The sequence below is a fragment of the Streptomyces sp. R28 genome, from assembly GCF_041052385.1.
Taxonomy (GTDB): domain Bacteria; phylum Actinomycetota; class Actinomycetes; order Streptomycetales; family Streptomycetaceae; genus Streptomyces.
On sequence record NZ_CP163439.1, the window covers coordinates 4,470,868 to 4,496,060 of the forward strand.

Annotated in this window: 23 protein-coding genes and 1 tRNA gene; 14 read left to right on the forward strand and 10 right to left on the reverse strand. The window is 70.1% G+C overall.

Translation table 11 applies throughout. The features are described 5' to 3' along the window. Positions 1–65 precede the first annotated feature (65 nt). Positions 66–2,903 carry an SUKH-4 family immunity protein gene (locus tag AB5J49_RS19660; RefSeq protein WP_369169926.1) on the reverse strand — a complete coding sequence of 946 codons (2,838 nt, stop codon included), beginning with the start codon at positions 2,901–2,903 and terminating at the stop codon, positions 66–68. Between the two features lie 8 nt (positions 2,904–2,911). Beyond that, entirely contained in the window at positions 2,912–3,907 is a 996-nt protein-coding gene (locus AB5J49_RS19665; protein WP_369169927.1) for an SMI1/KNR4 family protein, read from the reverse strand. Positions 3,908–4,215: 308 nt separating this feature from the next. On the opposite strand from AB5J49_RS19665, the gene AB5J49_RS19670 reads away from it, so the two are divergent. After that, entirely contained in the window at positions 4,216–4,740 is a 525-nt protein-coding gene (locus tag AB5J49_RS19670; RefSeq protein ID WP_369169928.1) for a YwqJ-related putative deaminase, read from the forward strand. A gap of 70 nt (positions 4,741–4,810) precedes the next feature. Further along, positions 4,811–5,305, forward strand: coding sequence for an SUKH-3 domain-containing protein (locus AB5J49_RS19675; protein WP_369169929.1), 495 nt, complete (start codon positions 4,811–4,813; stop codon positions 5,303–5,305). 50 nt (positions 5,306–5,355) lie between these two features. Here AB5J49_RS19675 and AB5J49_RS19680 read toward each other — a convergent pair whose 3' ends face one another. Continuing rightward, entirely contained in the window at positions 5,356–6,690 is a 1,335-nt protein-coding gene (locus AB5J49_RS19680) for a sensor histidine kinase (protein WP_369169930.1), read from the reverse strand. 167 nt (positions 6,691–6,857) lie between these two features. On the opposite strand from AB5J49_RS19680, the gene AB5J49_RS19685 reads away from it, so the two are divergent. From AB5J49_RS19685 to AB5J49_RS19720, 8 genes are all read left to right on the forward strand, one after another. Next, the gene (locus AB5J49_RS19685) at positions 6,858–7,718 is read left to right on the forward strand and encodes a hypothetical protein (RefSeq protein ID WP_369169931.1); all 861 of its coding nucleotides are present in this window, start codon (positions 6,858–6,860) and stop codon (positions 7,716–7,718) included. A gap of 23 nt (positions 7,719–7,741) precedes the next feature. After that, positions 7,742–7,813: transfer RNA gene (locus AB5J49_RS19690), tRNA-Gln, on the forward strand. Positions 7,814–7,937: 124 nt separating this feature from the next. Beyond that, positions 7,938–9,386, forward strand: a complete 1,449-nt coding sequence (gene glmU / locus AB5J49_RS19695) for a bifunctional UDP-N-acetylglucosamine diphosphorylase/glucosamine-1-phosphate N-acetyltransferase GlmU (protein ID WP_369169932.1) — start codon at positions 7,938–7,940, stop codon at positions 9,384–9,386. Between the two features lie 132 nt (positions 9,387–9,518). Beyond that, a complete protein-coding gene (locus tag AB5J49_RS19700) occupies positions 9,519–10,499 on the forward strand; it encodes a ribose-phosphate diphosphokinase (protein ID WP_369169933.1) in 981 nt (326 codons plus the stop codon). 215 nt (positions 10,500–10,714) lie between these two features. Further along, positions 10,715–11,311 (forward strand): 50S ribosomal protein L25/general stress protein Ctc, encoded by a 597-nt coding sequence (locus AB5J49_RS19705; RefSeq protein ID WP_369169934.1) that lies wholly within the window; start codon positions 10,715–10,717, stop codon positions 11,309–11,311. A 199-nt stretch (positions 11,312–11,510) separates the two neighbouring features. Then, positions 11,511–12,113 carry an aminoacyl-tRNA hydrolase gene (gene pth / locus AB5J49_RS19710; protein WP_369169935.1) on the forward strand — a complete coding sequence of 201 codons (603 nt, stop codon included), beginning with the start codon at positions 11,511–11,513 and terminating at the stop codon, positions 12,111–12,113. Positions 12,114–12,178: 65 nt separating this feature from the next. Beyond that, a complete protein-coding gene (locus AB5J49_RS19715) occupies positions 12,179–12,667 on the forward strand; it encodes a hypothetical protein (protein WP_369169936.1) in 489 nt (162 codons plus the stop codon). 137 nt (positions 12,668–12,804) lie between these two features. Continuing rightward, a complete protein-coding gene (locus AB5J49_RS19720; protein ID WP_369169937.1) occupies positions 12,805–13,485 on the forward strand; it encodes an LPXTG cell wall anchor domain-containing protein in 681 nt (226 codons plus the stop codon). A gap of 106 nt (positions 13,486–13,591) precedes the next feature. Here the strand turns inward: AB5J49_RS19720 and ppc are convergent, their stop codons facing one another. Further along, positions 13,592–16,333 (reverse strand): phosphoenolpyruvate carboxylase, encoded by a 2,742-nt coding sequence (gene ppc, locus AB5J49_RS19725; RefSeq protein ID WP_369169938.1) that lies wholly within the window; start codon positions 16,331–16,333, stop codon positions 13,592–13,594. A 310-nt stretch (positions 16,334–16,643) separates the two neighbouring features. Here ppc and AB5J49_RS19730 point away from each other — a divergent pair, with 310 nt between their 5' ends. Both AB5J49_RS19730 and AB5J49_RS19735 read left to right on the forward strand, forming a co-directional pair. Then, entirely contained in the window at positions 16,644–17,654 is a 1,011-nt protein-coding gene (locus AB5J49_RS19730; RefSeq protein ID WP_369169939.1) for an acyl-CoA desaturase, read from the forward strand. After that, on the forward strand, positions 17,651–18,328 hold the full coding sequence (locus AB5J49_RS19735) for a TetR/AcrR family transcriptional regulator (protein ID WP_062722196.1): 678 nt from the start codon (positions 17,651–17,653) through the stop codon (positions 18,326–18,328). Before AB5J49_RS19730 ends, AB5J49_RS19735 begins: the two co-directional genes overlap by 4 nt. A gap of 35 nt (positions 18,329–18,363) precedes the next feature. Here AB5J49_RS19735 and AB5J49_RS19740 read toward each other — a convergent pair whose 3' ends face one another. Together AB5J49_RS19740 and AB5J49_RS19745 are read right to left on the reverse strand one after the other, a co-directional pair. Continuing rightward, positions 18,364–18,537, reverse strand: a complete 174-nt coding sequence (locus tag AB5J49_RS19740; RefSeq protein WP_369169940.1) for a CsbD family protein — start codon at positions 18,535–18,537, stop codon at positions 18,364–18,366. A 133-nt stretch (positions 18,538–18,670) separates the two neighbouring features. Then, a complete protein-coding gene (locus tag AB5J49_RS19745) occupies positions 18,671–19,480 on the reverse strand; it encodes a trans-aconitate 2-methyltransferase (protein WP_369169941.1) in 810 nt (269 codons plus the stop codon). A 94-nt stretch (positions 19,481–19,574) separates the two neighbouring features. Between AB5J49_RS19745 and tamR the strand changes: the two genes are divergently transcribed. Further along, positions 19,575–20,072 (forward strand): MarR family transcriptional regulator TamR, encoded by a 498-nt coding sequence (gene tamR / locus AB5J49_RS19750; protein WP_369169942.1) that lies wholly within the window; start codon positions 19,575–19,577, stop codon positions 20,070–20,072. 147 nt (positions 20,073–20,219) lie between these two features. On the opposite strand, the gene AB5J49_RS19755 is transcribed toward tamR, so the two are convergent. Continuing rightward, positions 20,220–20,993: a LuxR C-terminal-related transcriptional regulator gene (locus AB5J49_RS19755; protein ID WP_369169943.1), complete on the reverse strand. Its 774-nt coding sequence runs from the start codon at positions 20,991–20,993 to the stop codon at positions 20,220–20,222. Positions 20,994–21,266: 273 nt separating this feature from the next. Between AB5J49_RS19755 and AB5J49_RS19760 the strand changes: the two genes are divergently transcribed. Then, a complete protein-coding gene (locus AB5J49_RS19760) occupies positions 21,267–21,722 on the forward strand; it encodes a GNAT family N-acetyltransferase (RefSeq protein ID WP_369169944.1) in 456 nt (151 codons plus the stop codon). Between the two features lie 145 nt (positions 21,723–21,867). On the opposite strand, the gene galK is transcribed toward AB5J49_RS19760, so the two are convergent. From galK to galT, 3 genes are all read right to left on the reverse strand, one after another. Next, the gene (gene galK, locus AB5J49_RS19765) at positions 21,868–23,031 is read right to left on the reverse strand and encodes a galactokinase (RefSeq protein WP_369169945.1); all 1,164 of its coding nucleotides are present in this window, start codon (positions 23,029–23,031) and stop codon (positions 21,868–21,870) included. A gap of 101 nt (positions 23,032–23,132) precedes the next feature. After that, the gene (galE, locus tag AB5J49_RS19770; protein ID WP_369169946.1) at positions 23,133–24,095 is read right to left on the reverse strand and encodes a UDP-glucose 4-epimerase GalE; all 963 of its coding nucleotides are present in this window, start codon (positions 24,093–24,095) and stop codon (positions 23,133–23,135) included. Further along, positions 24,092–25,177 (reverse strand): galactose-1-phosphate uridylyltransferase, encoded by a 1,086-nt coding sequence (gene galT / locus AB5J49_RS19775; RefSeq protein ID WP_369169947.1) that lies wholly within the window; start codon positions 25,175–25,177, stop codon positions 24,092–24,094. The genes galE and galT overlap by 4 nt, the downstream gene beginning before the upstream one ends. Positions 25,178–25,193 lie beyond the last annotated feature (16 nt).

Consider the following 25,193-nt stretch of genomic DNA (forward strand, 5'->3'; position numbering starts at 1 on the left):
CCGCACACACGCCGCCGTCAGCGGCAGCAGGGCGATGTCACATCACCACCAGCAGCCGGGCGGCGTCACAGCAACCCGTCCCACATCTGCTCCAGCAACACCGACCACCAGCTCTCCGGCGATCCGAGCGCCGCCGGGTCGAGGGCGGCGAGCTGGGCCTGGAAGTCGACGGTCCAGCGGCCCGCCTGCTCCTGGTTCAGACCGAATCGAAGACGCCACATCCGGCCGAGCAGCGCCAGGCAGCGCTGGAACTCGGGCAGCCCGGTGTTCACGAACTGCGGCGCCACGGGCACACCGCCCGGACCCGCCTCCACCGGCACGGCGACGATGTTCGCCGTCCCGTACTGCACGCAGAGCGCCTTGCCGAAGTCACTGCCCATGACGAGGTACGAGCCCGCGTCCGAAGCCGGCTGCACCCCCCGCTCGGCCGCCAGCTCCGCCAGCGTCGGAACGGGCCGCCCCGGCTGGGCCTGCGCCCAGAAGAACGGGCCCAAGTCCATCGGCAGCCCGCCGACCACCAGACTGTGCGCCACGACCGGCGGTACGCCCTGCCGGGACACGGCGGCCTGCTCGAACCGGAAGAGCCCCGGCCCGAACGCCCCCGCCAGCTCCTGCGCCACACCCTCCGGCGGAATCGGCGGCGCCGCCTGCACCTGCTGCAGCGGCGCGCGCACCGGCGCCGGACGGGCGGGCCCGTCGGCCACCTGGTGCAACTCGCCCTGGTGCGCCAGCAGTTGCTGCATGCCCTGCTGCCGGCTCGCGTGATCCGTACCGTACGGCGCGATGGACGTGATCCGTGCCTGCGGCCACTGCTCCCGGATCATCCGTGCGCAGTACGCCCCCGGCAGCTCGCACGACTCCAGCTCCGTGTGCAGCTCCAGCACCTGGTCCGGGGGCACGTTCATGCCCCGCAGCTCGTGGAAGATCTGCCACTCCGGGTGCGGGGTGCCCGGCGCCGAACGCCGGATCAGCTGCTGCTCCGACCCGTCCTGCGCGCGGTAGCGGAGAACGGCCTGGTAGCCGGGGCCGACGGTCGGCTGGCCGGTGGGCTGCTGTGGGTAGCCGTACGCCGGGGGCTGACCCGGCCCGGACTGTCCCGGCCCGGGCTGACCGGGAGGCGGCGGAAACGCCCCCGGCGGCATGGGCGGCTGCGGGGCACCGGGCGGCATACCCGGAGCGCCCGGCGCCACACCGGGGGCGCCCGGAGCCATACCGGGAGCGCCGGGAGGCTGGGGCACGCCCGGCGGCATACCCGGAGCGCCCGGCATACCCGGAGCACCCGGAGGCTGGGGCGCACCAGGGGCGTGCGGTGGCTGTGGGACGCCGGGCGCCTGCGGCGGCGGAGGCACACCGGGGCCGCCCACCGGAGGCGCGGCCAGCACGGTCTCCGCGTGGTGTACGGCACCGCGCGCACCGCCGGAAGAACCCTGGGCGCCCGGTCCACCTGGCATTCCCGGGGCACCGGGAGGGTGCGGCGCACCCGGAGGCTGCGGGGCACCCGGCATGCCCGGGGCGCCCGGAGGCTGCGGAGGGCCACCCAACTGAACCGGGTCGGCGAACACCGTGGCGGCATGGTGCACACCGCCCGGAGGCGTACCACCGGGCGCGCCGGGCGGATTGGGGGCGCCAGGCGGCCGCGGCACGCCAGACGCGCCGTCAGCGGCACCCGGCCCCTGCGGAGCCCCCGGCCCGGCAGCACCCTGAGGACCATCGGGCCCCAACGCCGACACAAGCTGCGTCGGAACGTACCCACCCGCCGGCGCACCCGGCGTACCCGGCGCGGACGGCACACCCGGAGCGGACGGCGGCGGAGGAGGCGTACCCCCCACCCCCGCACCCGGCGTCCCCGGAGCCCCCGGCGGCGGAGGCGGTGTCGCCCCACCCCGCGCACGAGGAGGCGCCGCCTTGCTCGTCGCGGCATCGGCGATGTCCCCGGCGTTCGGCGCGAGCGGCCGCCCGGGGCCGCCCGGAGCCTGCGGATACCCGTACGAAGGCGCACCCGGCACCGGCCCCGGCATCGGCGGCGGCATGCTGCCCTGCGGCGCACCGCCCAGGCCACCCGGCGCGCCCTGAGCGTCGACCGCCGGTTCGACGGCCGGTTCGACGGCCGTCGACGGAAGCCGGCTGCCGCCCGACATCAGCGCTGTCTTGGCGTCCGGCGGCGTGGTGTCGTCACCGCTCAACGGCGGCGCGAACACCGTCTCCGGCAACGGCACGGAACGGTCCTCACCGGCATCGGCGTTGGTGTCCGTGCCCGCCCAAGGAGTCGCCCCGTCAGGCACCCCGGGCATCCCCGGCCCACCGGAACCTCCAGGCACCCCCGCAGCGGCGGGCGACGAAGACCCGCCCGGAACCCCGCCGTGTGTCTCAGGAAGCGCCCCGCCTCCGGACGTACCGGACGACCCCTCGGACGCACCGGCCGGACCGCCGGACGCGCCCTCGCCCCCATCCACAGCCACAGCCACACCCGCACCCGCACCCGCACGGGTGTCGAAGTCCGACCCCGCCCCCCCGCCCCGCCGATCCGGAACCCCTATCCGGTCCGCCGCCTCCTGCAACCACTCCGGCGGAGTCAGCAGGAACGACGTCTGGTTCAGGTCCACCCGAGCCGGAGCAGCCGGCGCCGCTTGCGCAACCGTGTCCGCGCGGCCGTACTCCTCCTCGTACCGGCGAATCACCTCACCCACCGGCAGCGAAGGCCACAACGTGGCCTCACCGCTGTCCCGGGCGATCACCAGCCGCTGCGCGCCCCCGTCCGAGCTCGGACCGTCCGCACGGTCCTCGGCCCACACCACGAACCCGAGCTCGAACTCCCGCACCCGCACCTCACGATGCTGGTACGCCGGCACATCCCCGTTGATCCACTCTTCCGCGCGCTCCTGCGCCTGCGCGAACGTCACCATCGCGAAGCTCACTCCCCCACAGCCGCGGCCGCCACGGGCACCGCATGCGCGAACCCACCATCCACCATCAGATTCGCGACCGTCTCCAACTCCGGCGGAGAACCCGCCAGTCGGGACAGGAACACGTCGAAGTCCTCACCGCACGGCACCAGCAACCGCTCCACGCGCTCGGCCGGCAACCACGAGGGATCCGTGTCCCGCGCGTCGTCGTACGCGCAGAACCACACCGAACCGAGCCGCTCGCCCTTCACCTTCACGGTCAGCAAGCCGCCCTGCACGAACCCGACACCCAGGTAGTCCTTGGTCAGATGGTCCCGCAGGCACTTGTTGACGTAGACGAGGTCGTTGACCGCCGCCTCGTCCCGCACGGTGAACAGCGGTTGGTCGACCAGCAGGCCCAACTCCGCGTCCAGCGCCGTCCCCACCGGCGCACAACCACCCGCCGCCTTCAGGAACGACCGATACGCACCCGGCAGCCGGTACCCGAGATCCTCCTCGGCCCCCACCACCTGCGACTCCGTCACCGCCACACCCGACTTCGGCAGCCCGAAGTGCGCCGGCCGCGTCTCCTGCAACGGCCGCGTGCCCCGCTTGTACTGGTCCACCGTCGACGTGGCGATCCCACCGTGATGCCGCAGCAGCGCCTTCACCTCGACCGGCACCAACTCCAGCCGCCGCGAACCCACCACGTGATGCCACGTCCAGCCGTGCGGCGTCGCCACCGCCGGGATCGTGTCCCACAGGTCGTGCCCCGACGCCGCCAGCGCCGCGTTCGCCGACACGTAGTCCGTCAGCCGCAACTCGTCGACGCCGAACCCCTCCGGCGGCTCCGCGATCTCCGCCGCCGCCCGCGCATACGGCGAGAAGTCGGGGTAACCATGCTCGTCCACCCGTACTCCTCTCGGGTGACGTGACGCCCGAACCGGATCCGGGAAATGCACGACCTGCCCGGCGTAGGCCGCGTTCGGCGGCGCGGCTTGCTGCCCGAGCCGACCTGTCGTCATGGCGGTTGCCCCCTGCGGCGTTCTGATACGACCCACCGTGACCACACTCGGTCACAACGCCCCGTATCGGCTGTCTCGTCTGCATCCATACGTCACCGCATGGAAAGCGGTGCCGACAGCCTATGCGGTACGACGACACCGGTCACCGGCACCGGGCACCACCCCCTCCGCTTCCGTGACCAGCCGTCACCCCGCCGTGACAGCCCGCCCAAACCCGGGCGTGTCGCGTGGCCCCAGCTTCCGCACCCGCCACGCCTTTTGGCACTCTGTGACGTCCGAGAGCATGCCCGGGGGATGCTCGGGAGGGGATGATGATCATGAACGCGACACAGACAGGCCCACACGCAGCGAGTTCCGGCGACCCCCGCATCGGCTGGAGCGCCGCCGAAGCACCCCACGCGCCGACCCTCCGTCACCGCCGCGACGGCATACTCCCGACCGTCGCCGCCGCCCTCTCCGTCCGCGGCGCCACCCTCACCGGCACCGCCGCCCGCGGCGACCAACCCCCGCCACTGCACCACCTCGTCCAGGACTTCCTGGACACCCTCACCAGCTCAGAACGCGACCGCTTCACCGGCCGCTGCGCCGAGACCATCCTCATCTCCCGGCACCTCGCCGCCGCCGACGACGCCCGCAGCAAACGCGCCGCCCGCAAACCCATGACCAACGGCGAAGCCCGCAAAGCCCTCAAACAGGCCAAGCTCACCGCCCGCCGCATCCGCGAGGACGGCGACCCCCTGCACGGCAGCTTCGCCACGCCCTGCCGCGCCTGCACGGCCCTCAGCTCCCACTTCGGCGTCCGCATCGTCGACCCGACAACCACCGGCAACTGACCCCGCCCCACCGCACCACGCACGAACGCACCACGCACCACGCACCACACGAACGACGAACGAAGGGCCGATGCAAGCCGACCGCACCTCAACCACCCGCTTCCCCGTCCCCGTCGACGCCGCCCTGCGCGCCGCCGGCTGGCAACCCGGACGCTGGGACATCAAACAGGCCGAGTTCTGGGCGGACACCCTCCGCGACCACGCCTCACCCGCCGGTCACCGCCACGCCGTCTTCCCCGCCGCCGTAGAGGCCTGGGCAGAATTCGGCGGCCTCCACCTCACCCCCACCGGCCCCGGCCGCCAGGTCGCCCCCGCCCACATCCACTTCGACCCGTTGCACGGCCTCCACATGGCCCGCACCCTCGGCGACCTCGGCCGCGCCCTCGACACCGAGGTCTGCCCCCTCGGCACCGAAACCGACACCCAGGCCATCCTCGCCATCGACACCGAAGGCCGCATCTACGCCCTCGACCACACCGGCGACTGGTACCTCGGCCCCGACATCGACCAAGCCCTCGCCGGCCTCGTCTCCGGCATAGAACCGGCACGCCTGACAGCGGGCTGACACACGAAAGAGCCGCTACGCCCACGTAAAGCACGCAAAGCGATGCGCGGCTACGCCGCCGGAATCACCGCCGACACCCGAAAACCCCCCGCATCCGTCGGCCCGGACACGAACACCCCGCCCAGCCCCAGCACCCGCTCCTTCATCCCCACCAGGCCGTTGCCCCCCGACGGCAACCGCGCCGACCCCGCAGACGACACCTCCGGCGGCGGCTCGTTCTCCACCTGCATCGCGATCTCCGACACCCGATGCGCGAGCCGCACATGCGCCTTCGCCCCCGCCGCATGCTTGTGGACGTTCGTCAACGCCTCCTGCACCACCCGATACGCCGTCTGCTCGATCTCCGGCGCATACGACCGCCACTCCCCCTCCACGGACAGATCCACCACCATCCCCGCAGCGGCCGACTGCCCGATCAACTCATCCACGTCGGACAGACAAGGCCCCTCGGCAGCCCCCTCGTCCTCCAGACCCCTCTCCCGATCGGCCACGGCAGCGGCGGCAGCCCCCACAGCGGCAAGCGACACCACAACCCGCCGCTCCCGCTCCGCACCGCCACCCCCACTGCGCAGCACACCGAGCATCTCCCGCAACTCGGTCAACGCCTGCCGCCCCATGTCCCCCACCAGCGCGGCGTTCTTCACGGCCTTCTCGGGATCCTTCCTCGCCACGGCCTGCAGCGCGGCAGCATGCACCACCATCAGGCTCACCCGATGCGCGACCACGTCATGCATCTCCCGCGCAATCCGGGTCCGCTCCTCGTTCCGCGCCCACTCGGCCCGCTCCTCGGCCCGCTCGGCGAGCAGCTGAAGCTCCCGCTCAAGACTGTCGGCCCGCTCCCGCAGACTCTCCATCAGCCGCCGCCGGGCCCCCACATACAGCCCGAGCAGGAGAGGAGGCGCGGTCATGCCGACGGCCGTGGTGAGAGAGGCCAGGGGAACAACCCAGTCCCCGAACGTCAGATCCCCGTTCGCCACGCCCTGCCGCACCCACACGAACGTCACGATCAGCATCCCGACGAACGACATCCCCGCGAGCGAGGCGATGATCCGCCGCGGCAGCTCGGAAGCGGCGAGGGTGTACAGCCCGACGATGCCCATCAGGAACCCCATCTGCGCGGGCATGACGGCGATCGACACCAGCACGACGGCGATGGGCCACCGCCGCCGCAACACCAGCACCGACCCGGCCAGAACCCCGAACACAACCCCCGCGGCCTGCGGAATGCCGGCATCCCGCGCGAACCGAACCCCCTCGCCCCCGCACTCCAGCGCGGACACGACAGCCAGACTCACGTCCAGCACCGCACTGCGCACCCTGCCCCACCACCACGGCCCCGCCCCCCGTGGCGGGGCCTCGGCGTGGTCTTCCCCCGTCGTGGTCATGCCTCCAGCCTACGGGCGGGCCTCGATGGTTTTCCGGCGAGTTTTACGGACTGGCCTACACCACAGTCCGTAACCGAACGGAAGCGAAACCACCCGATATCCCTCGAACTGCCGAATCGCTCACCGTTCGACTCCGGAAGCGATCATTCCGTCCGGAGGGTATGCCTATGGCACATCCAGAGGGCAAATACGCCGACTTCGAGGGGCTGCGGGAGCGGGCGGTAGCGCTGCGGCGGCAGGGCTACAGCCTTCGGCAGATCCGCGACGAGCTTCAGGTCCACAACAAGGAGATCCTTCAACGCCTCGTCGAGGGCGAGCCGCCTCCGGAGTGGACGAAGCGACCGCGAGCGAAGGACGACCTCCGCGAGAGGGCGCGGGAACTGCGAAGGCAGGGCTGGGCGTACAACCAGATCCAGGCCGAATTGGGCTGCTCGAAGAGCTCGGTGTCACTCTGGGTACGAGATCTGCCGACCCCCGAACCCAAGTGCACACCGGAGGAACAGCGCGCACGCATGAACGCGGGACTGGCGCGACTGCGTGCCGCGCAGGACGAGGAGCGCCGAGCAACCAAGCTGGCCGCAGCAGAAGCCGTGGGCGAGCTGTCGGACCGCGAGCTGTTCATCACGGGAGTCGCCCTCTACTGGGCTGAGGGCACGAAGGACAAGCCGCACGCCCGCCGCGAGAGCGTGGAGTTCGTCAACAGCGACCCCGGAATGGTCTCCGTGTTCCTGGCCTGGCTAAAGCTGCTTGAGGTGGGACACGATCGTTTGCACTGTCGCGTCATGATCCACGAGTCCGCAGACGTCGAGGCGGCAGAGCACTACTGGGCCGACCTCGTTGGCGTTGACCTCTCAGCCCTCGGTAAAACAATCCTCAAGCAGCACAACCCGACAACCGTGCGCAAGAACACCGGAGACAGCTATCGAGGGTGCCTCGGCATCAAAGTGCGGCAGGGAGCTGATCTGTACCGTCGCATCGAGGGCACCTGGTACGGCATAGTAGGAGGCGCCGCTCGGCAACCTGACTGAATGTCCGGTTTGGTCGAGTTTCTTCCCCCGTGGTGTAATTGGCAGCACTGTGGCTTTTGGTGCCATCTGTCCGGGTTCGAGTCCTGGCGGGGGAGCACATGCTCGGTTCGGGCCCTGACTGCCAACTGCTCAAGTCAGGGCCCGCTCCCATGCCCCTCACGAAACCCCCCGGTATCCTGCGGATGTCACCCCACCCCCTCCACAGCCGAAGGGCATCCCGTGAGCGCCATTCGCCCGGCAGCCGTCGTCGTTCTCGCAGCGGGTGAGGGCACCCGTATGAAGTCGGCCACACCCAAGGTCCTGCACGAGCTCTGCGGACGCAGCCTCGTGGGTCATGTGCTCGCCGCCGCACGCGAGTTGCAGCCCGAGAACCTGGTCGTGGTCGTGGGGCACGCACGTGAGAAGGTCACCGCGCATCTCGGCGAGATCGACCCCGGCGTACGCACCGCCGTGCAGGCCGAGCAGAACGGCACCGGGCACGCCGTACGGATGGCCCTCGAGGAGCTCGGTGGCACCGTGGACGGAACCGTCGTCGTCGTCTGCGGGGACACTCCCCTGCTCACCGGCGAGACCCTGACCCACCTCGCCGCCACCCACTCCGCCGACGGCAACGCCGTCACCGTGCTGACCGCCGAGGTGCCGGACGCGACCGGGTACGGGCGGATCGTGCGGGACGGTGCCTCCGGTGCTGTGACGGCCATCGTCGAGCACAAGGACGCGAGCGAGTCGCAGCGGGCGATCCGGGAGATCAACTCGGGCGTCTTCGCCTTCGACGGGCAGCTTCTCGCCGACGCCCTGGGCAAGGTCCGCACCGACAACAGCCAGGGCGAGGAGTACCTGACCGACGTCCTCGGGATCCTGCGCGAGGCCGGTCACCGCGTCGGCGCCTCCGTCGCGGCCGATCATCGTGAGATCGCCGGCATCAACAACCGCGTGCAGCTCTCCGAGGCCCGCCGCATCCTCAACGACCGGCTTCTCACCCGCGCCATGCTCGACGGCGTCACCGTGATCGACCCGGCGACGACCTGGGTCGATGTGACGGTCACCTTCGAGCAGGACGCGATCGTCCACCCCGGCACCCAGCTGCAGGGCTCCACTCATCTCGGCGAGGGTGCGCAGGTCGGGCCCAACTGCCGGCTGAACAACACCAAGGTCGGCGCCGGGGCCCGGGTCGACAACACCGTGGCCGAGAGCTCTGTCGTGGGGGCGCAGGCGTCCGTGGGACCGTTCGCGTATCTGCGGCCCGGTACCCGGCTGGGTGCGAAGGGCAAGATCGGTACGTATGTGGAGACGAAGAACGCCTCGATCGGTGAGGGCACGAAGGTGCCTCACCTCTCGTACGTCGGTGACGCGACCATCGGTGAGTACTCCAACATCGGTGCCGCGAGTGTCTTCGTGAACTACGACGGAAAAGACAAACACCACACGACCATCGGCTCGCACTGCCGTACCGGTTCGGACAACATGTTTGTGGCTCCTGTCACGGTCGGGGACGGCGCGTACACCGCGGCCGGCTCTGTGATCACGAAGGACGTGCCGCCCGGTTCGCTGGCCGTGGCCCGTGGCCAGCAGCGGAATATCGAGGGCTGGGTGGCCCGTAAGCGTCCGGGCAGTGCGGCCGCGAAGGCGGCCGAGGCGGCCTCCCGTCAGGGGGAGGACGAGGACTGACCGGAAACAGGTGCGTCAAACACGGCGTACCGTGATAAGTGCACACCCGCACCCACCAGCTGAGACGGCTCGTCGCGCCCAGCGGCGTGGTCTCTCGACACCCAGCTGCGACACCTCTGAGGAGACAGTGCTGTGACCGGGATCAAGACGACCGGCGAGAAGAAGTTGATGTTCTTCTCCGGCCGCGCCCACCCCGAGCTTGCCGAGGAGGTCGCCCAGCAGTTGGGGGTCGGGGTTGTCCCGACGAAGGCCTTCGACTTCGCCAACGGTGAGATCTACGTCCGTTATCAGGAGTCGGCACGTGGTGCGGACTGCTTTGTGATCCAGAGCCACACGGCTCCGATCAACCAGTGGATCATGGAGCAGCTGATCATGATCGACGCGCTGAAGCGTGCGTCGGCTCGCTCCATCACCGTGATCGTGCCGTTCTACGGTTACGCGCGGCAGGACAAGAAGCACCGTGGGCGTGAACCGATTTCGGCGCGCATGATCGCGGATCTGATGAAGACCACGGGTGCGGACCGCCTGTTGACCGTGGATCTGCACACGGACCAGATCCAGGGTTTCTTCGACGGTCCGGTCGACCATCTCTTCGCGCTTCCGCTGCTGGCGGACTATGTGGGTGCCAAGGTCGACAAGGCGAAGCTGACCGTCGTCTCCCCGGACGCCGGGCGTGTGCGGGTCGCCGATCGCTGGTGTGACCGTCTCGGCGCTCCTCTGGCCATCGTGCACAAGCGGCGGGACAAGGACGTGGCGAACCAGGTGACCGTCCACGAGGTCGTGGGTGAGGTCAAGGGTCGTGTGTGTGTCCTGGTCGACGACATGATCGACACGGGTGGGACCATCTGTGCGGCCGCTGATGCGCTGTTCGCGCACGGTGCCGAGGATGTCATCGTGACGGCCACGCATGGTGTGCTCTCCGGCCCGGCGGCGGACCGGCTGAAGAACTCCCGGGTGAGTGAGTTCGTGTTCACGAACACGCTGCCGACGCCGGGTGAGCTGAGCCGGGATCTGGACAAGCTGACGGTGCTGTCGATCGCGCCGACGATCGCGAGTGCGGTGCGTGAGGTGTTCGAGGACGGGTCGGTGACGAGCCTGTTCGACGAGCAGTAGGTCGTGAGCCCTTCTGCTTGATCGCCCGCGCCCGGCGGGTGGTGCTCAAGGTCAACTTTTCTGCGGCCTCCCTTGCCGAGTAGACTGCTTCAGTTGCTCGGCGAGGGAGGCCGTACTCATTGCGAGGTACGGCTGTCCGTTATCGACGCGCTCTTCGTAGCAGGCCGTTCGTGGCCGGGTGACCACGTCCGTCTCTAGTTCTACGAGGAGTGATCATGTCTGAGGTAAAGATCTCCGCCGAGACCCGTACCGAGTTCGGTAAGGGTGCCGCCCGTCGTATCCGTCGTGACAGCAAGGTTCCCGGTGTCCTGTACGGCCACGGTTCGGACCCGCTGCACCTGACCCTTCCGGGTCACGACCTGCTGCTGGCGCTGCGTACGCCGAACGTCCTGATCGCGCTGGACATCGACGGCAAGACCAACGAGCTGGCGATTCCGAAGGCCGTGCAGCGTGACGCGATCAAGGGCTTCCTGGAGCACGTCGACCTGCAGCTGGTCAAGCGTGGCGAGCAGGTCAACGTCGAGATCTACGTGAACACCGAGGGCGAGCTGGCCCCGGGCGGCAACCTGCTGGAGCACGTCCTGAACGCGCTTCCGGTCGAGGCCGAGGCCACGCACATCCCCGAGTCGGTCACCGTCTCCGTCGAGGGTCTGACGGCCGGCGACTCCGTTCTCGCCAAGGACATCCCCCTGCCGAAGGGCACCAAGCTGGCCGTCGAGGGTGACACGGTCGTCCTGCAGGTCCTGGCCGCGCAGGCCGAGGAGGCCGCTGAGGGTGAGGCCGCCGAGGGCGAGGCCGTCGCCGAGGCCTGATCTTCGGCTCTGGCAGAGGCGTGATTTTCGGCTCTGTCATTGGTTTGTCAGCCGCTGTTCCCGATGGGGGCAGCGGCTGGCGTCTATCAGTCGGGCTTTCCCGGCAATGTTCACTCCGGCCATCCCCGACGGACCGGCGTTTTCTGCCGGGGGTCCGGGGGTTGTCCCCCGGACCCCCGGATAAGCACAGCAAGGAGACATGGACGTGACGACCGACCCGAGCGCCCCTTGGCTGATCGCCGGCCTCGGCAATCCGGGGCCCGAGTACGCGATGAACCGGCACAATGTCGGGTTCATGGTGGCGGATCTGCTGGCCGGGCGGATCGGGGGGAAGTTCAAGCGGGCCGGTAAGGCTCAGGCGCAGGTCGTGGAGGGGCGGATCGGGCCGCCCGGGCCGTTGAACCGGCGGGTGATCCTGGTGAAGCCGATGTCGTACATGAATCTCTCCGGTGGTCCGCTCAATGCGTTGCGGGACTTCTACAAGGTGCCGGTGGGCAACATCGTGGCCGTCCATGACGAGTTGGACATCGACTACGGCACGCTGCGGTTGAAGCTGGGTGGCGGGGACAACGGGCACAACGGGTTGAAGTCGATGACGAAGGTGATGGGTTCGGACTATCACCGGGTGCGGTTCGGGATCGGGCGGCCGCCGGGGCGTATGCCGGTGGCGGACTTCGTGTTGAAGGATTTCGCGTCGGCGGAGCGCAAGGAGCTGGACTACTTCGTGGACCGGGCGGCGGATGCGGTGGAGTGTCTGGTGATCGAGGGGTTGGAGCGGGCGCAAAGCACGTACAACTCCTGACTTGTCCGTCTGCCCCAAGGGGCCGAGGTTGACCGGGCGTATGGGCATGGCCAAGGATCGCGGCCATGCCTTCTGCCGTTGTTTCCAGTCAGGGCGCTGTGGCCGTGCTGCGGTTCGGGCGCTTCGCGGCGATGGGCGCGGTCGCGGTGCTGATTCTGATCGCGGGTGTGTGGGCGTCGTGGGGCACGGCGCATCATGTGATGCTCACGAAGGGGCGGGAGAGCGGCACGATCGAGGTGACGCGGTGTGGTGCGGACACGTGCAGTGGGCCGTACACGCCGATCTCGGCGGGGTCGCAGCCGCGCAGGTCGGTCGTCATCGAGAAGAACGTGGCGGTGCGCAGGGGGCAGACGTACACGGTCGTGGTGAAGCCCGGGAGTGACGACGTCGTACGGTCCGGGCCCGCGGGGGTCCTCTACGCCTGGGTGCCGTTGGGTGGCGCGCTGTTGCTGGCCTCGGTTGTCGTCGCAGGTGGGCTGCGGCGGACGCGGCTGGCGTGGGTGCTGGCGGGGTCGGGGATCGCGTTGCTGACGGCGGTGTTCGTGACGGTCTGAGGTTTTGGCCGTTCTCCATATCTGTGGAGGATGTGACTGTTGTCTGTTCGTGATTGACCTGAGGTCAGTCCGGGCTGGATGCTGAGCCGCCCCCTCCACATCTTCCCGTTCCTTTCACGAAGATGGACTACTGCCTCATGCGAACCCTCACCCGCGTCGGCGCTCTGTCCGCCGTCGCTGCGGCCGCTGTTTTCTCCGCACCGGCCGCCGCCCACGCCACCGCTCCGGGTGACAACGGCACCGTCAAGATCCATGACGCCACCACTGGCGAGGAGCTGCGCAAGAACGAGCCGCACGTGTGCGAGTTCTACCTGGACGCGTTCGGTTTCGACAGCGTCCAGAAGGTCGACTGGCACATCGAGGCGTGGGCGCCGACCGCCGACGTCAAGGGCGAGACGGTGAAGTCCGGTGCGATCACCCTGGACGGCGAGGGTCATGGCCGTACGGACGACCTGACTCTGCCCGACGGGCACTACAAGCTGTTCTGGAACTTCGACGGCGAGAACGGGGCCGCCAAGCACAAGGTGTTCTGGACGGACTGCGAGGACGAGGAGCCGGGCGGCGGCAGCACGGCCACGCCGTCCGCTCCGTCGTCCACCGCACCGTCCGGCTCCGAGTCGGAGACGCCGGGCGCCCCGACGACCGAGCCGGCCGCCGCCCCGTCGGCGTCCACGTCGGCGTCCCCGTCGGCGCAGGGCGACGTCGAGGGTGACCTCGCCGAGACCGGCAACGGTGCTCCGGTGGGTCTGCTGTCCGCGGCTGCGGCGGCGCTGCTGGGCGCGGGCGGTTACCTGGTGTTCCGGCGTCGTAAGGCCTGACGGCGGCCTGGCCGCGGCCTGATCGCGGGCTGCCCGCCGGGGCTGTGAAACGAACGGTGCCCCCGTGCTCGTACGAAGCACGGGGGCACCGTCGTGTGCGGGGCGCTCAGCCGGTGTTGCGCAGGCCGGCCGCCACGCCGTTCACGGTGAGCAGCAGGGCCCGTGCGAGCAGCGGGTCGGGCTCGGCGCCCGCGGCCACGGCGTCGCGCTGGCGCTTGAGGAGGGTGACCTGGAGGTAGGAGATGGGGTCCAGGTAGGCGTCGCGGATGGAGAAGGTCTGCTTGAGGACCGGTGCCGCGTCGAGGAGTTCCTTCTCGCCGGTGACCTTGAGGACTTCGGCGACGGTCAGATCGTGTTCGGCGCGGATGGTGTCGAAGACGTGCTTCAGCTCGTCCGGCACCAGCGTGTCGACATAGTGGGCGGCGATCCGCAGGTCGGTCTTGGCGAGCGTCATCTCGACGTTGGAGATGAAGTTGCGGAAGAAGTGCCACTGTTCGTGCATCTCGTCGAGCACGGTGTCGAGGCCGGCCTCGCGCAGCGCCTTCAGCCCCGATCCCACGCCGAACCAGCCGGGGACGATCTGCCGGGACTGGGTCCAGCCGAAGACCCACGGGATGGCGCGCAGTCCGTCGAGCGAGACGCCCGAGCCGGGGCGGCGGGAGGGCCGTGAGCCCAGGTGCAGGTCGGCGAGCTGGTCGACCGGTGTGGAGGCGAGGAAGTACGTCGGCAGGTCGGGGTCTTCGACGAGCTTGCGGTAGGCGGCCTCGGCGGCGTTGCTGACGACGTCCATGGCGGCGTCCCAGCGGGCGAGTGCCTCGACGGACTGGCGCGGGGCGGTGTGCAGGGCGGAGGCCTGCAGAGTCGCCGCGACCGTCAGCTCCAGGTTCTCCCTGGCCAGCGACGGCACGAGGTACTTGTCGGAGATGACCTCGCCCTGCTCGGTGACCTTGATCTCGCCTTCCAGGGTGCCCCAGGGCTGGGCGAGGATCGCGTCGTGGGAGGGGCCGCCGCCGCGGCCGACGGTGCCGCCGCGGCCGTGGAAGAGGCGCAGCCGCACCCCGTAGCGGTGGGCGACGTCGCGCAGGCGGGGCTGGGCGCGGTGGATCTCCCACTGGCTGGTGGTGATGCCGCCGAACTTGGAGGAGTCGGAGTAGCCGAGCATGACCTCCTGGACGTCGCCCCGCAGGGCCACGAGCCTGCGGTACGACGGGTCGGAGAGCATGTCCTCCAGGATGGTGTCGGCGGCCTTGAGCTCGTCGGTGGTCTCCAGGAGCGGGACGATGCCGATCTTGGCCCAGCCGGCGTGCAGGTCGATCAGGCCGGCCTCGCGGGCGAGGACGGCGGCCGCGAACACGTCGTCGGCGCCCTGGCACATCGAGATGATGTACGACTCGATGACCTCGGGTCCGAAGACCGCGAGGGCCCGCTTGACGGTCTGGAAGACGCCGAGGGTCTTCTCGCCGGCCGCGTCCACGGGCGCCGGGGTGGGCGCGAGGGGGCGGCGCGACCTGAGTTCCTTGGCGAGCAGCTTGGAGCGGTAGTCGCGGGGCATGTCGGCGTAGCGCCAGGACTCCTCGCCGAGGCGGTCGAAGAGCTGGCCGAGGGCGTGGTGGTGGGCGTCGGCGTGTTCGCGGACGTCCATGGTGGCGAGCTGGAGGCCGAACGCGGACAGGGTGCGGATGGTGCGGTCCATGCGGCCGTCGGCGAACAGGGCGCCCCGGTGCTCGCGCAGCGAGGTCTGGATCAGCGTGAGGTCCTGCAGCAGCTCGCCGGTGCCGAGGTAGTCGCGCCCGGCTTCGTGCGGGATGCCCTTGGCGAGGCGCTCCTTGGTGTTCTCCAGCTTCTGCCGGATGCAGGTGGCCTTGAGCCGGTAGGGCTCCTCGGCGTTGAGGCGCTTGTAGCGGGGGCTGATCTCGGGGAGGGCTTCGAGGTCGGCCTGGAGGGAGTTCAGGAGCTCCTCGGTGGCGCCGGTGTAGCGGATGGAGTTCGACAGGAAGCCGCGCAGCTCGTCGATCATGTCCAGGGCGTCGTTGATGCCGTGCTCGTGCTGGAGGATGAGGATGTCCCAGGTCACCTGGGGGGTGACGTTGGGGTTGCCGTCGCGGTCGCCGCCGATCCAGGTGCCGAAGGTGAGCGGGCGGGTGTCGTCGGGGAGCTTGTGGCCGACGCGCTCCAGTTCCGCCGTCAGGTCCTCCAGGACGTCGCCGACGGCGCCGGCGTGCAGTTCGTCGAGGTAGTAGATGGCGTTTCGCGCTTCGTCGGCCGGTTCGGGGCGTACGACGCGGAGCTCGTCCGTCTGCCATACGAGGTCGATGTTCTCGGCCAGTCGGGTGTCGTGCCGGCGTCGGTCTCCTTCGAGGACCGGGGTCTCCAGGAGCGCGGCGATGCGCCGGAGCTTGTTGAGGACGGAGCGGCGGGCGGCCTCGGTGGGGTGCGCCGTGAAGACGGGGCGGACGTTGAGGTGCTTGATCGTCTGGCGCAGGTGTTCGGGGTCGGCGTCCTTGAGGCGGTCGGCCGTACGGGCGAGGAGGCCGCCCTCGGCGGCGCGCCGGGCGCGCAGCTCGCGGCCTCGGTGGACCTGCTCGGTGACGTTGGCCAGGTGGAAGTAGGTGGAGAAGGCGCGGACCAGCTTGGCCGCGGTGTCCAGCTCCGTGCCACGCAGCAGCTCGGCTGCGGCCTCGCCGTCCTCTCGGGTGAGGCGGCGGACCTTCTCGACGAGTTCCAGCAGCTCGGGACCCTCCTGGCGGACGAGGGTCTCGCCGAGCAGGTCACCCAGTCGGCGGATGTCGGCTCGCAGCTCGGTGCTGGTGGTCGCCTGGGACACAGTCTGGTCGTCGGCACTGCTCACAGGTGCGGCTCCTTGCAGTGTTGAAGCTCGTCCGGGAGGGGAACCCGGGGCCGGGAGCCGCGCGGCGAGGGCCGCATACGGCTCCTGGCATCCGGGAAGAATTCAGAGCGGACCGCGCTGTCCGACCGACTCCAAGGATAGGTGTCCATGCGGACGCGCAGTCTCTCGGGCTCTTGCCGCCGGGCGGCTCACTGCCATACTTACGACGCCGTAGGTTACGGAACCGTAGGGACCGTTTTAACGGAACCTGGGAACAGTTCCTGCGACCCCGGCACCTGCCGCAACCCTCGAAACCCCACAGGGGACGCCCATGACCACGAGCTCCGATGTGATCGAAGACGCCCCGCAGGCGCACGACGACACGCTGGTTCCCTCAGCCACACTCGGCGGTGAGAAGAAGGGGTCGGTCGAGCAGTCCGCACTCCTCCTCTTCATCGTCGTCCCGTTCCTGGCGCTCGCCGCCGCGGTGCCGCTGGCCTGGGGCTGGGGGGTGAGCTGGCTCGACCTCGGTCTGCTGGTCTTCTTCTACTTCCTCGCCTGCCATGGCGTCACGATCGGCTACCACCGCTACTTCACCCACGGCTCCTTCAAGGCGAAGCGCCCCCTGCGCATCGCGCTCGCCATCGCCGGCTCGATGGCGGTGGAGGGCCCCCTGGTCCGCTGGGTCGCCGACCACCGCAAGCACCACAAGTTCTCGGACGCGGAGGGTGACCCGCACTCCCCGTGGCGTTACGGGGAAACGCTCCCGGCGCTGATGAAGGGCCTGTGGTGGGCGCACATCGGCTGGATGTTCGACGAGGAGCGCACGCCGCAGGAGAAGTACGCGCCGGACCTGATCAAGGACAACGCGATCCGCGCGATCTCCCGTCAGTTCATCTCCTGGACGGTGCTCTCGCTGGCCCTGCCCGCGCTGATCGGCGGTCTGGTGACGATGTCCTGGTGGGGCGCGTTCACGGGCTTCTTCTGGGGCTCGCTGGTCCGGGTGGCCCTGCTGCACCACGTCACCTGGTCGATCAACTCGATCTGTCACGCGGTGGGCAAGCGGCCGTTCAAGTCGCGTGACCGCTCGGGCAACGTGTGGTGGCTGGCGGTCCTGTCGTGCGGTGAGTCCTGGCACAACCTGCACCACGCCGACCCGACGTCCGCGCGGCACGGTGTGGAGCGCGGGCAGATCGACTCCTCGGCGCGGTTCATCCGCTGGTTCGAGATGCTGGGCTGGGCGTACGACGTGCGCTGGCCGTCACGCTCGCGTATCGATTCACGCCGGAACACCGAGGAAGGCGGTTCCCGGCGCCGGAAGGAGCCTGCCGAGGCGGCATGATTGACGCCGTGGCGACCGACTCCAGCAGTACCCCCAGCAACGACAAGCCGCGGCGGACGCGTCGTACCCGGATGACCGGTGCGGAGCGCCGCCAGCAGCTGCTGGAGATCGGTCGCACCCTGTTCGCCGCGAAGGGCTTCGAGGGCACGTCGGTGGAGGAGATCGCGGCGAAGGCCGGGGTCTCCAAGCCGGTGGTGTACGAGCATTTCGGCGGCAAGGAGGGCCTGTACGCGGTCGTGGTGGACCGCGAGATGCGCCGCCTGCTGGACATGGTGACCAGCTCCCTGACGGCAGGCCATCCCCGGGAGCTGTGCGAGCAGGCGGCCTTCGCGCTCCTCGACTACATCGAGGAGTACACGGACGGCTTCCGCATCCTGGTCCGTGACTCGCCCATCCCGCAGTCGACGGGTTCCTTCGCCTCGCTGATCTCGGACATCGCGACCCAGGTGGAGGACATCCTGGGCCGCGAGTTCAAGAGCCGCGGCTTCGACCCCAAGCTGGCCCCGCTGTACGCGCAGGCCCTGGTCGGGATGGTCGCCCTGACCGGCCAGTGGTGGCTCGACGTCCGCCGTCCGAAGAAGGCGGAGGTGGCTGCGCACCTGGTGAATCTGGCGTGGCACGGGCTGGACGGCCTGGAGGCGAAGCCGCGGCTGATAGGGCACCGAAAGAGCTGACGCACGCTCTGAACCGACGTGCTCTCGGCTCCGGCTCAGCCCTTGAAGGTGTCCTTGCCCTTCTCCTTCGTCTGGCGCGCGTTGCCCTTCCTCTTCTCGGCCTTGCCTTCGGCGGTCAGCCCCTCGTTGCCGACCGTGCGGCCCATTGTTTCCTTGGCCTTGCCCTTGAGCTGTTCTTTCTTCCCCTTGACCTTCTCTTCCTTCGCCACGTCTCTCACTCCTCGCAAGGCTTGACGTCGTGCTCTACCCAGCGGGTGACCCTCCGTCGTGGCGCTCAAACAGCGGGACCGGCGTCCGAGCCGGGCGGGGCCGCGAGCTGGACATGGTCGACGGCGTCGATCATCACGCCTCCTTGCGGGCCACGGCGAAGATCCGGCGGAACGGGAACGGCGTGCCGTGCGCACCGGCCGGATAGGCCTCGCGCAGGGCGGCCCGGTACTCGGCCAGGAAGGCGTCCCGCCGGGCGGGGTCGTCGGCGAGCGCTGTGAGGACCGGCCGCAGGCCCGTCCCCTTCACCCAGTCCAGCACCGGATCCTCGCCGGTCAGCAGATGGACGTACGTCGTCTCCCAGACGTCGGCGACGCAGCCCAGGTCGGCCAACCGCGCCAGATAGGTCTGCGGGGTGAGCACGGCGTCCTCGTGGCGCAGGGTGTCGGCCAGGCCGTACCGGGGTGCGAGGGTGCGCATCAGGCGGTGGCTCGGGGCGTCGAAGTTGCCGGGGACCTGGAAGGCGAAGGTGCCGCCGGGCCTGAGGCCCCGCACCCAGTCCGCGAACCGGTCCACGTGCCCGGGGACCCACTGCAGGGTGGCATTGCTGATGATCAGGTCGTACGGCTCCGCGGGCGTCCACGTCCGTACGTCGGCGTGGGCGAAGTCGAGGCGGCCGCCGCCCGGGGTCGGCCCCTCGTGCTCGACGTGGGCCTTGTCGAGCATCTCGGCGGAGTTGTCGTAGCCGGTGATCCGGGCCGTGGGCCAGCGCTGCGCGAGCACGGCGGTGACGTTGCCGGGGCCGCAGCCCAGGTCGGCGATGCGGGGCCGCTCGCCGGGGAGGTCGGGGACCCGGGCGAGGAGGTCGGTGAAAGGGCGGGCGCGGTGGTCGGCGTGGCGCAGGTACTGGGCGGGGTCCCAGGTGGGGGCGGCGGCAGCGGACATGGGCGAGCCTCCTGTCTGTCGATCTCCAGCCTGCCCCCCAAGGTATCTTGACGTCAAGAGACTTCACATCGACACAACCACTACACTGATCTCTATGGAGGACGAGGTCGATCGGCTGGTCGCAGCGTGGCGCCGGGAGCGCCCGGACCTCGACGTGGAGCCGCTGGAGGTACTCAGCCGGGTCAGCAGACTGGCCCGGCATCTGGACCGCGCACGACGGCTGGCCTTCTCCGAGCACAGCCTGGAGCCGTGGGAGTTCGACGTGCTGACCGCGCTCCGGCGCGCGGGAACGCCGTACCAGCTCTCTCCAGGACAGCTGCTGACGCAGACCCTGGTCACCTCCGGCACGATGACCAACCGCATCGACCGCCTGGCCAAGAAGGGCCTGGTGGAGCGCCTCCCCGACCCCAGCGACCGGCGCGGTGTGCTCGTCCGCCTCACGGACGAGGGCCGCGACCGCGCCGACCAGGCGCTGGCCGGCCTGCTGGACCAGGAGCGCGCGATCCTCGCGGAACTGTCGCGCGCCCAGCAGGGCGAACTGGCCGGTCTGCTACGCCAGTTGACCGCCCCGTTCGACAACATCCCCGGCTAGGCACTCCGCTGGGAGAGCCGCGTGGTCAGTGCCGCGACGGGGTGTCGGTGTCCCCGGCTTCGTCGTAGCCGGTTGCGCCCACGCGGCGGTAGCCGCGAATCGGCACAGCCCCTTGCCCCCGACGGCGTTGCTGCTCAGCGGCGTTGATCAGGCGCTGCTGCTTTCCTCCGGCAGGATCCGGCCGGCGGGGCCCAAGTCGACCGGACCGACCCCGGCCCGCCGCGCGAGGGCGACGGCGGCGAGCGTCGAGTGCACGCCCAGCTTGCCGAGGACGTTCTGCATATGGGTGCGGACCGTGTGGGGAGACAGGAACAGGCGCTCCGCGACCGCCTTGCGCCCCAGTCCCGCCACCATGCACCGCAGGACCTCCCGCTCCCTCGGGGTCAGCGACTCCACCAGCCGTTCGCTCTCGGTGCGGTGCTTGCGCGCGGCCGTCAACTCCCGCAGGACGCCCGTGAGCAGGGCCGGAGGCAGATGGGTCTCGTCGCGCAGGACACCGCGGATGACGGTGAGCAGCCGGGACAGCGAACAGTCCTTGGCCACCCATCCGGAGGCCCCGGCCTGCAGGGCGAGCGCGGCCCGGCGTGGATCGTCCTTCTCGGCGAGGACGACGATCCGTACGGCCGGCTGGGCGGTGCGGACGCCGACGACGAGTGAGATGCCGTCGACCAGCCCGTCCTCGCCCACCTCCTGAACAGGCACGGCGGGCCGTATCCCCGCCACGTTGCCGCCCAGGTCGGCGTCGACGAGCAAGACATCGAACCGGCGCCCCTCGGCGGCCGCACGCTCCAGGCTGCGCAGCGCGGCCGGGCCGCTGCCGGCGGCGGAGACGTCGACGTCGGGCTCGGCTGCCAGGGCGGCGGCGAGCGACTCGGCGAAGATGCGATGGTCGTCGACGACCAGCACTCGGATGCGAACCACGAAACCCCCTTCCCCAAGCTCTCGAAGAGCAGGGGATACCCCATCGTCATAAGGACGACACCGGGAGACGAACACGGTCGCGGGTACGACGCCCGAAGCATGAGAGGCCGCACGGCCGCCGCCGTGCAGAAACTGCTACCCCCCACTTCGGGCGTCGAACCCGACTTGTCTCGCCCCCTGATCAGCACCGGCCCCCACCGGTGCCGTTCATCAGAGTACGGGTGGGGGGCTGGAGCGGAAGGTAATTCGCAGAACTGGTAGTCCAGCGCGTTTATGGTGAGCCGCATGTTTCGTCTGGAGACAGAAGTCGACAAAACGCGGCAGGATCTGCTCCGCCGCCGGCTGCGGGAGACCAACACCGCGGTCTCCCCGATCCTGCGCGCCCTGCGCGGAAGCCCAGGTGAACGCGAACGCCCGCTCCAGGTCTGGGCGCTGGACGACTCCGGCGCCCTGGCCGGCGGGCTCGTCGGTCACACCTGGACCACCTGGCTCCATGTCACCTACCTCTGGGTCGACGAACGCCACCGCGGCACCGGTCTCGGTTCGCATCTGCTCGCACGCGCGGAGCACACGGCCCGCACCGAACGGGGCTGCACCGGCGTACGCCTGGAGACGTGGGATTTCCAGGCGCCTGAGTTCTACAAGAAGCGGGGGTACGACGTGGTGTGCGTGATCCCGGACTATCCGCCGGGGATCACGGAGTACACGCTCACCAAGCGGCTGGGGTGAGCCGCGGCCGACGAGATCGCCGATGTGCCGCGGCCGATGTGCCGGGCGTGGGGCTGCCTCTGGAGGGCCGGCTCCAGAAAGGATTACGGGGCTGAGGGCGGCGCCCTCAGCCCCGTAATCCTTGAGATCTTCGGGATCTTCGGGGTCAGCTCACCCGTCGCGCCCCTGCCGCGGGCACCGCCTCGAACACCCGCGGTGCGGTGTACCCGGCGGCGGCGAAGGCCTCCTCCACCGCCTTGGTGATGGTCTCGACCTCGGCCGCCTCCGCCAGCACGATCGCCGAGCCGCCGAAGCCGCCGCCCGTCATGCGCGAACCCAGCGCGCCGTTCGCCAGGGCGGTGTCGACGACCAGGTCCAGCTCCGGGCAGGAGATCCGGAAGTCGTCCCGCAGGGAGGCGTGGCCCTCGGTCAGGACCGGGCCGATCGCCCGCGTCTCGCCGGACTCCAGCAGGGAGACGACCCGCTCGACACGCTGGTCCTCGGTGACGACATGGCGCACCAGGCGGCGCACCTCCTCGTCGTCGCCGAGCCGGTCGAGCGCCGCGTCCAGGTCGTCGTAGGCGACATCCCTGAGCGCGTCCACGCCCAGCAGCGCCGCGCCCTTCTCGCAGCCCGCGCGCCGCTTGCCGTACTCGCCCTCGCTGTGGGAGTGCTTGACCTGGGTGTCGACGACCAGCAGGCGCATGCCTTCGGCGGCCAGGTCGAAGGGGATCTGCTTCTGGGAGAGGTCCCGGGTGTCGAGGAACAGGGCGTGTCCGCTCTCGCAGCACGCGGACGCCGTCTGGTCCATGATCCCGACCGGGGCGCCGACGTAGACGTTCTCGGCGCGCTGGCACAGGCGGGCCAGCTGCCAGCCCTTCTGGCCGAGGTCGTACAGGTCGTTGAGCGCGAGCGCGACGACGACCTCCAGGGCCGCCGACGACGACAGGCCCGCGCCCGCCGGGACCGTCGAGGCCAGGTGGATGTCGGCGCCGGTCACCGCGTTGCCGGCCTCCCGCAGCGCCCAGAGAACACCCGACGGGTACGCCGTCCAGGCCTTGTCCGACTCGGGCGCCAGGTCGTCGACGCGCAGTTCCACGACGCCGCCCTCGACGTCCGCCGAGTGCAGACGCAGGACGCCGTCCTCGCGCCGCGAGACCGCCGCGACCGCGGTGTGCGGCAGCGCGAACGGCATGACGAAACCGTCGTTGTAGTCGGTGTGCTCGCCGATCAGGTTGACCCGGCCCGGCGCGGCCCACACCCCTTCCGGCTCGGCCCCGTACAGCTCCTTGAACCGCTCGGCGACCGCGGCTGCCGTGTCGACGCTCATCCCCTGACCCTGACCTTCCCTGCTGAACCGGCTGAAGCGGCCGGTGAGTTGACCGGCCGAACAGCCTTGGAACTTACAGCCGGCCGTACCGGCCGTAGAACTTAACTGTCGCGGCGCTGCGCGAACTCCCACGCGTCCGCGACGATCCCCGCGAGGTCCGCGCGGGACGGGTTCCAGCCGAGCCGCTCGCGGGCGGTGTCGGCGGAGGCGACCAGGACCGCGGGGTCGCCGCCCCGGCGCGGGGCCACGACCTCCGGGATCGGGTGCCCGGTGACCTGGCGGACGGTCTCGATGACCTCGCGGACGGAGAAGCCGTTGCCGTTGCCGAGGTTGCAGATGAGGTGCTCGCCGGGCTGGGCGGCCTTGACCGCCAGCAGGTGGGCCTCGGCCAGGTCGGCGACGTGGATGTAGTCGCGCACGCAGGTGCCGTCCGGCGTCGGGTAGTCGTCGCCGAAGACGTTGATCGCGTCGCGCCTGCCCTGGGCGACCTGGAGGACCAGCGGGATGAGGTGCGACTCGGGGTCGTGGCGCTCGCCGCAGTCGCCGTAGGCGCCCGCGACGTTGAAGTAGCGCAGGCTGACCGCGCCCAGGCCGTGTGCGGCCGCCTCGCCGGTGATCATGTGGTCGACGGCGAGCTTCGAGGCGCCGTACGGGTTGGTCGGCTGCGTCGGCGCCGACTCGACGATCGGCACCTCCTTCGGCTCGCCGTAGGTGGCCGCCGTGGAGGAGAAGACGAGCTTGCGCACGCCCGCCTCGCGCATGGCGCCGAGCAGCGCCATGGTGCCGCCGACGTTGTTGTCCCAGTACTTCTCGGGCTTCACCACCGACTCGCCGACCTGCGAGAACGCGGCGAAGTGCAGCACCGCGTCGAAGGAGGGGTCCAGCCACTTGGCGGCGTCGCGGATGTCGCCCTCGATGAAGGAAGCCCCGGCCGGCACGCCCTCGCGGAAGCCGGTCGAGAGGTTGTCCAGGACGACGACCTCGTCACCCGCCTCCAGCAGATGCTGGGCGACCACGCTGCCCACGTAGCCGGCGCCGCCGGTGACCAGGTACTTCCCACTCATGAACTCGCTACCTCTCGCAGTCGCTCGGCCGCGGCCTCCGGCCGGATGTCGTTGATGAACACGCTCATGCCGGATTCGGAACCCGCGAGGAACTTCAGCTTGCCGGAAGTGCGGCGGATGGTGAAAAGCTCGAGGTGGAGGGCGAAGTCCTCACGGACGACCCCTTCGAACTCGTCCAGCGTGCCGAACGGCGCCTGGTGCCAGGCGGCGATGTACGGGGTGCCAGGCTCGTCCGCGGAGCTCTCCCCCGCGTCCCGCCCTTGGAAGATCCGGTCGAAGCGCCTCAAGAGTTCCAGATAAACCTGGGGGAACTCTGTGCGCGCGTCCTCGTCCAGCGCCAGCAGATCCGGCACACGACGCTTCGGGTACAGGTGGACCTCGTACGGCCAGTGCGCGGCGTACGGCACGAAGGCCACCCAGTGTTCACTCTCCAGGACGACCCGCTCGTCGGCGAGTTCACGCTCCAGGACGGCGTCGAAGAGGTTCTCCCCGCCGGTCGCGTCCTTGTGCGCGGCGAGCGAGCGCAGCATCAGGGCGGTACGCGGGGTGGTGAAGGGGTAGGCGTAGATCTGCCCGTGCGGATGGCCGAGGGTGACACCGATCTCGGCGCCGCGGTTCTCGAAGCAGAACACCTGCTGCACGGAGGGCAGCGATGACAGTTCCGAGGTCCGGTCCGTCCACGCGTCGAGGACCAGACGCGCCTGCTCCTCGGTCAGGTCGGCGAAGGACGCGTGGTGGTCGGAGGTGAAGCAGACGACCTCGCAGCGCCCGGAGTCGCCGGCGAGCGAGGGGAAGCGGTTCTCGAACACGACGACGTCGTACGAGGAGTCCGGGATCTCGCTCAGCCGGTCGCCCTCCGAGGGGCACAGCGGGCACTCGTCGGCCGGCGGGTGGTACGTCCGCCCCTGCCGGTGCGAGGCGATGGCGACCGCGTCGCCGAGCAGCGCGTCGCGACGGACCTCGGACGCCGTGACGGTCCGGTCCAGGGGACGGCGGTCGACCGCGTCCCGCACCGTGTCGTCGCGCAGGTCGTAGTAGATGAGCTCACGACCGTCGGCCAGTCGGGTCGAGGTCTTCTTCACGCCGGACTCCCTATGA

Bases quoted from the DNA above. Each gene is read 5' to 3' on its own strand.
- AB5J49_RS19660 (WP_369169926.1), bottom strand. From the start codon at position 2,903: ATGGTGACGTTCGCGCAGGCGCAGGAGCGCGCGGAAGAGTGGATCAAC.
- AB5J49_RS19665 (WP_369169927.1), bottom strand. From the start codon at position 3,907: ATGACGACAGGTCGGCTCGGGCAGCAAGCCGCGCCGCCGAACGCGGCC.
- AB5J49_RS19670 (WP_369169928.1), top strand. From the start codon at position 4,216: ATGATGATCATGAACGCGACACAGACAGGCCCACACGCAGCGAGTTCC.
- AB5J49_RS19675 (WP_369169929.1), top strand. From the start codon at position 4,811: ATGCAAGCCGACCGCACCTCAACCACCCGCTTCCCCGTCCCCGTCGAC.
- AB5J49_RS19680 (WP_369169930.1), bottom strand. From the start codon at position 6,690: ATGACCACGACGGGGGAAGACCACGCCGAGGCCCCGCCACGGGGGGCG.
- AB5J49_RS19685 (WP_369169931.1), top strand. From the start codon at position 6,858: ATGGCACATCCAGAGGGCAAATACGCCGACTTCGAGGGGCTGCGGGAG.
- AB5J49_RS19705 (WP_369169934.1), top strand. From the start codon at position 10,715: ATGTCTGAGGTAAAGATCTCCGCCGAGACCCGTACCGAGTTCGGTAAG.
- pth (WP_369169935.1), top strand. From the start codon at position 11,511: ATGGACGTGACGACCGACCCGAGCGCCCCTTGGCTGATCGCCGGCCTC.
- AB5J49_RS19715 (WP_369169936.1), top strand. From the start codon at position 12,179: ATGCCTTCTGCCGTTGTTTCCAGTCAGGGCGCTGTGGCCGTGCTGCGG.
- AB5J49_RS19720 (WP_369169937.1), top strand. From the start codon at position 12,805: ATGCGAACCCTCACCCGCGTCGGCGCTCTGTCCGCCGTCGCTGCGGCC.
- AB5J49_RS19730 (WP_369169939.1), top strand. From the start codon at position 16,644: ATGACCACGAGCTCCGATGTGATCGAAGACGCCCCGCAGGCGCACGAC.
- AB5J49_RS19735 (WP_062722196.1), top strand. From the start codon at position 17,651: ATGATTGACGCCGTGGCGACCGACTCCAGCAGTACCCCCAGCAACGAC.
- AB5J49_RS19745 (WP_369169941.1), bottom strand. From the start codon at position 19,480: ATGTCCGCTGCCGCCGCCCCCACCTGGGACCCCGCCCAGTACCTGCGC.
- tamR (WP_369169942.1), top strand. From the start codon at position 19,575: ATGGAGGACGAGGTCGATCGGCTGGTCGCAGCGTGGCGCCGGGAGCGC.
- AB5J49_RS19760 (WP_369169944.1), top strand. From the start codon at position 21,267: ATGGTGAGCCGCATGTTTCGTCTGGAGACAGAAGTCGACAAAACGCGG.
- galK (WP_369169945.1), bottom strand. From the start codon at position 23,031: ATGAGCGTCGACACGGCAGCCGCGGTCGCCGAGCGGTTCAAGGAGCTG.
- galE (WP_369169946.1), bottom strand. From the start codon at position 24,095: ATGAGTGGGAAGTACCTGGTCACCGGCGGCGCCGGCTACGTGGGCAGC.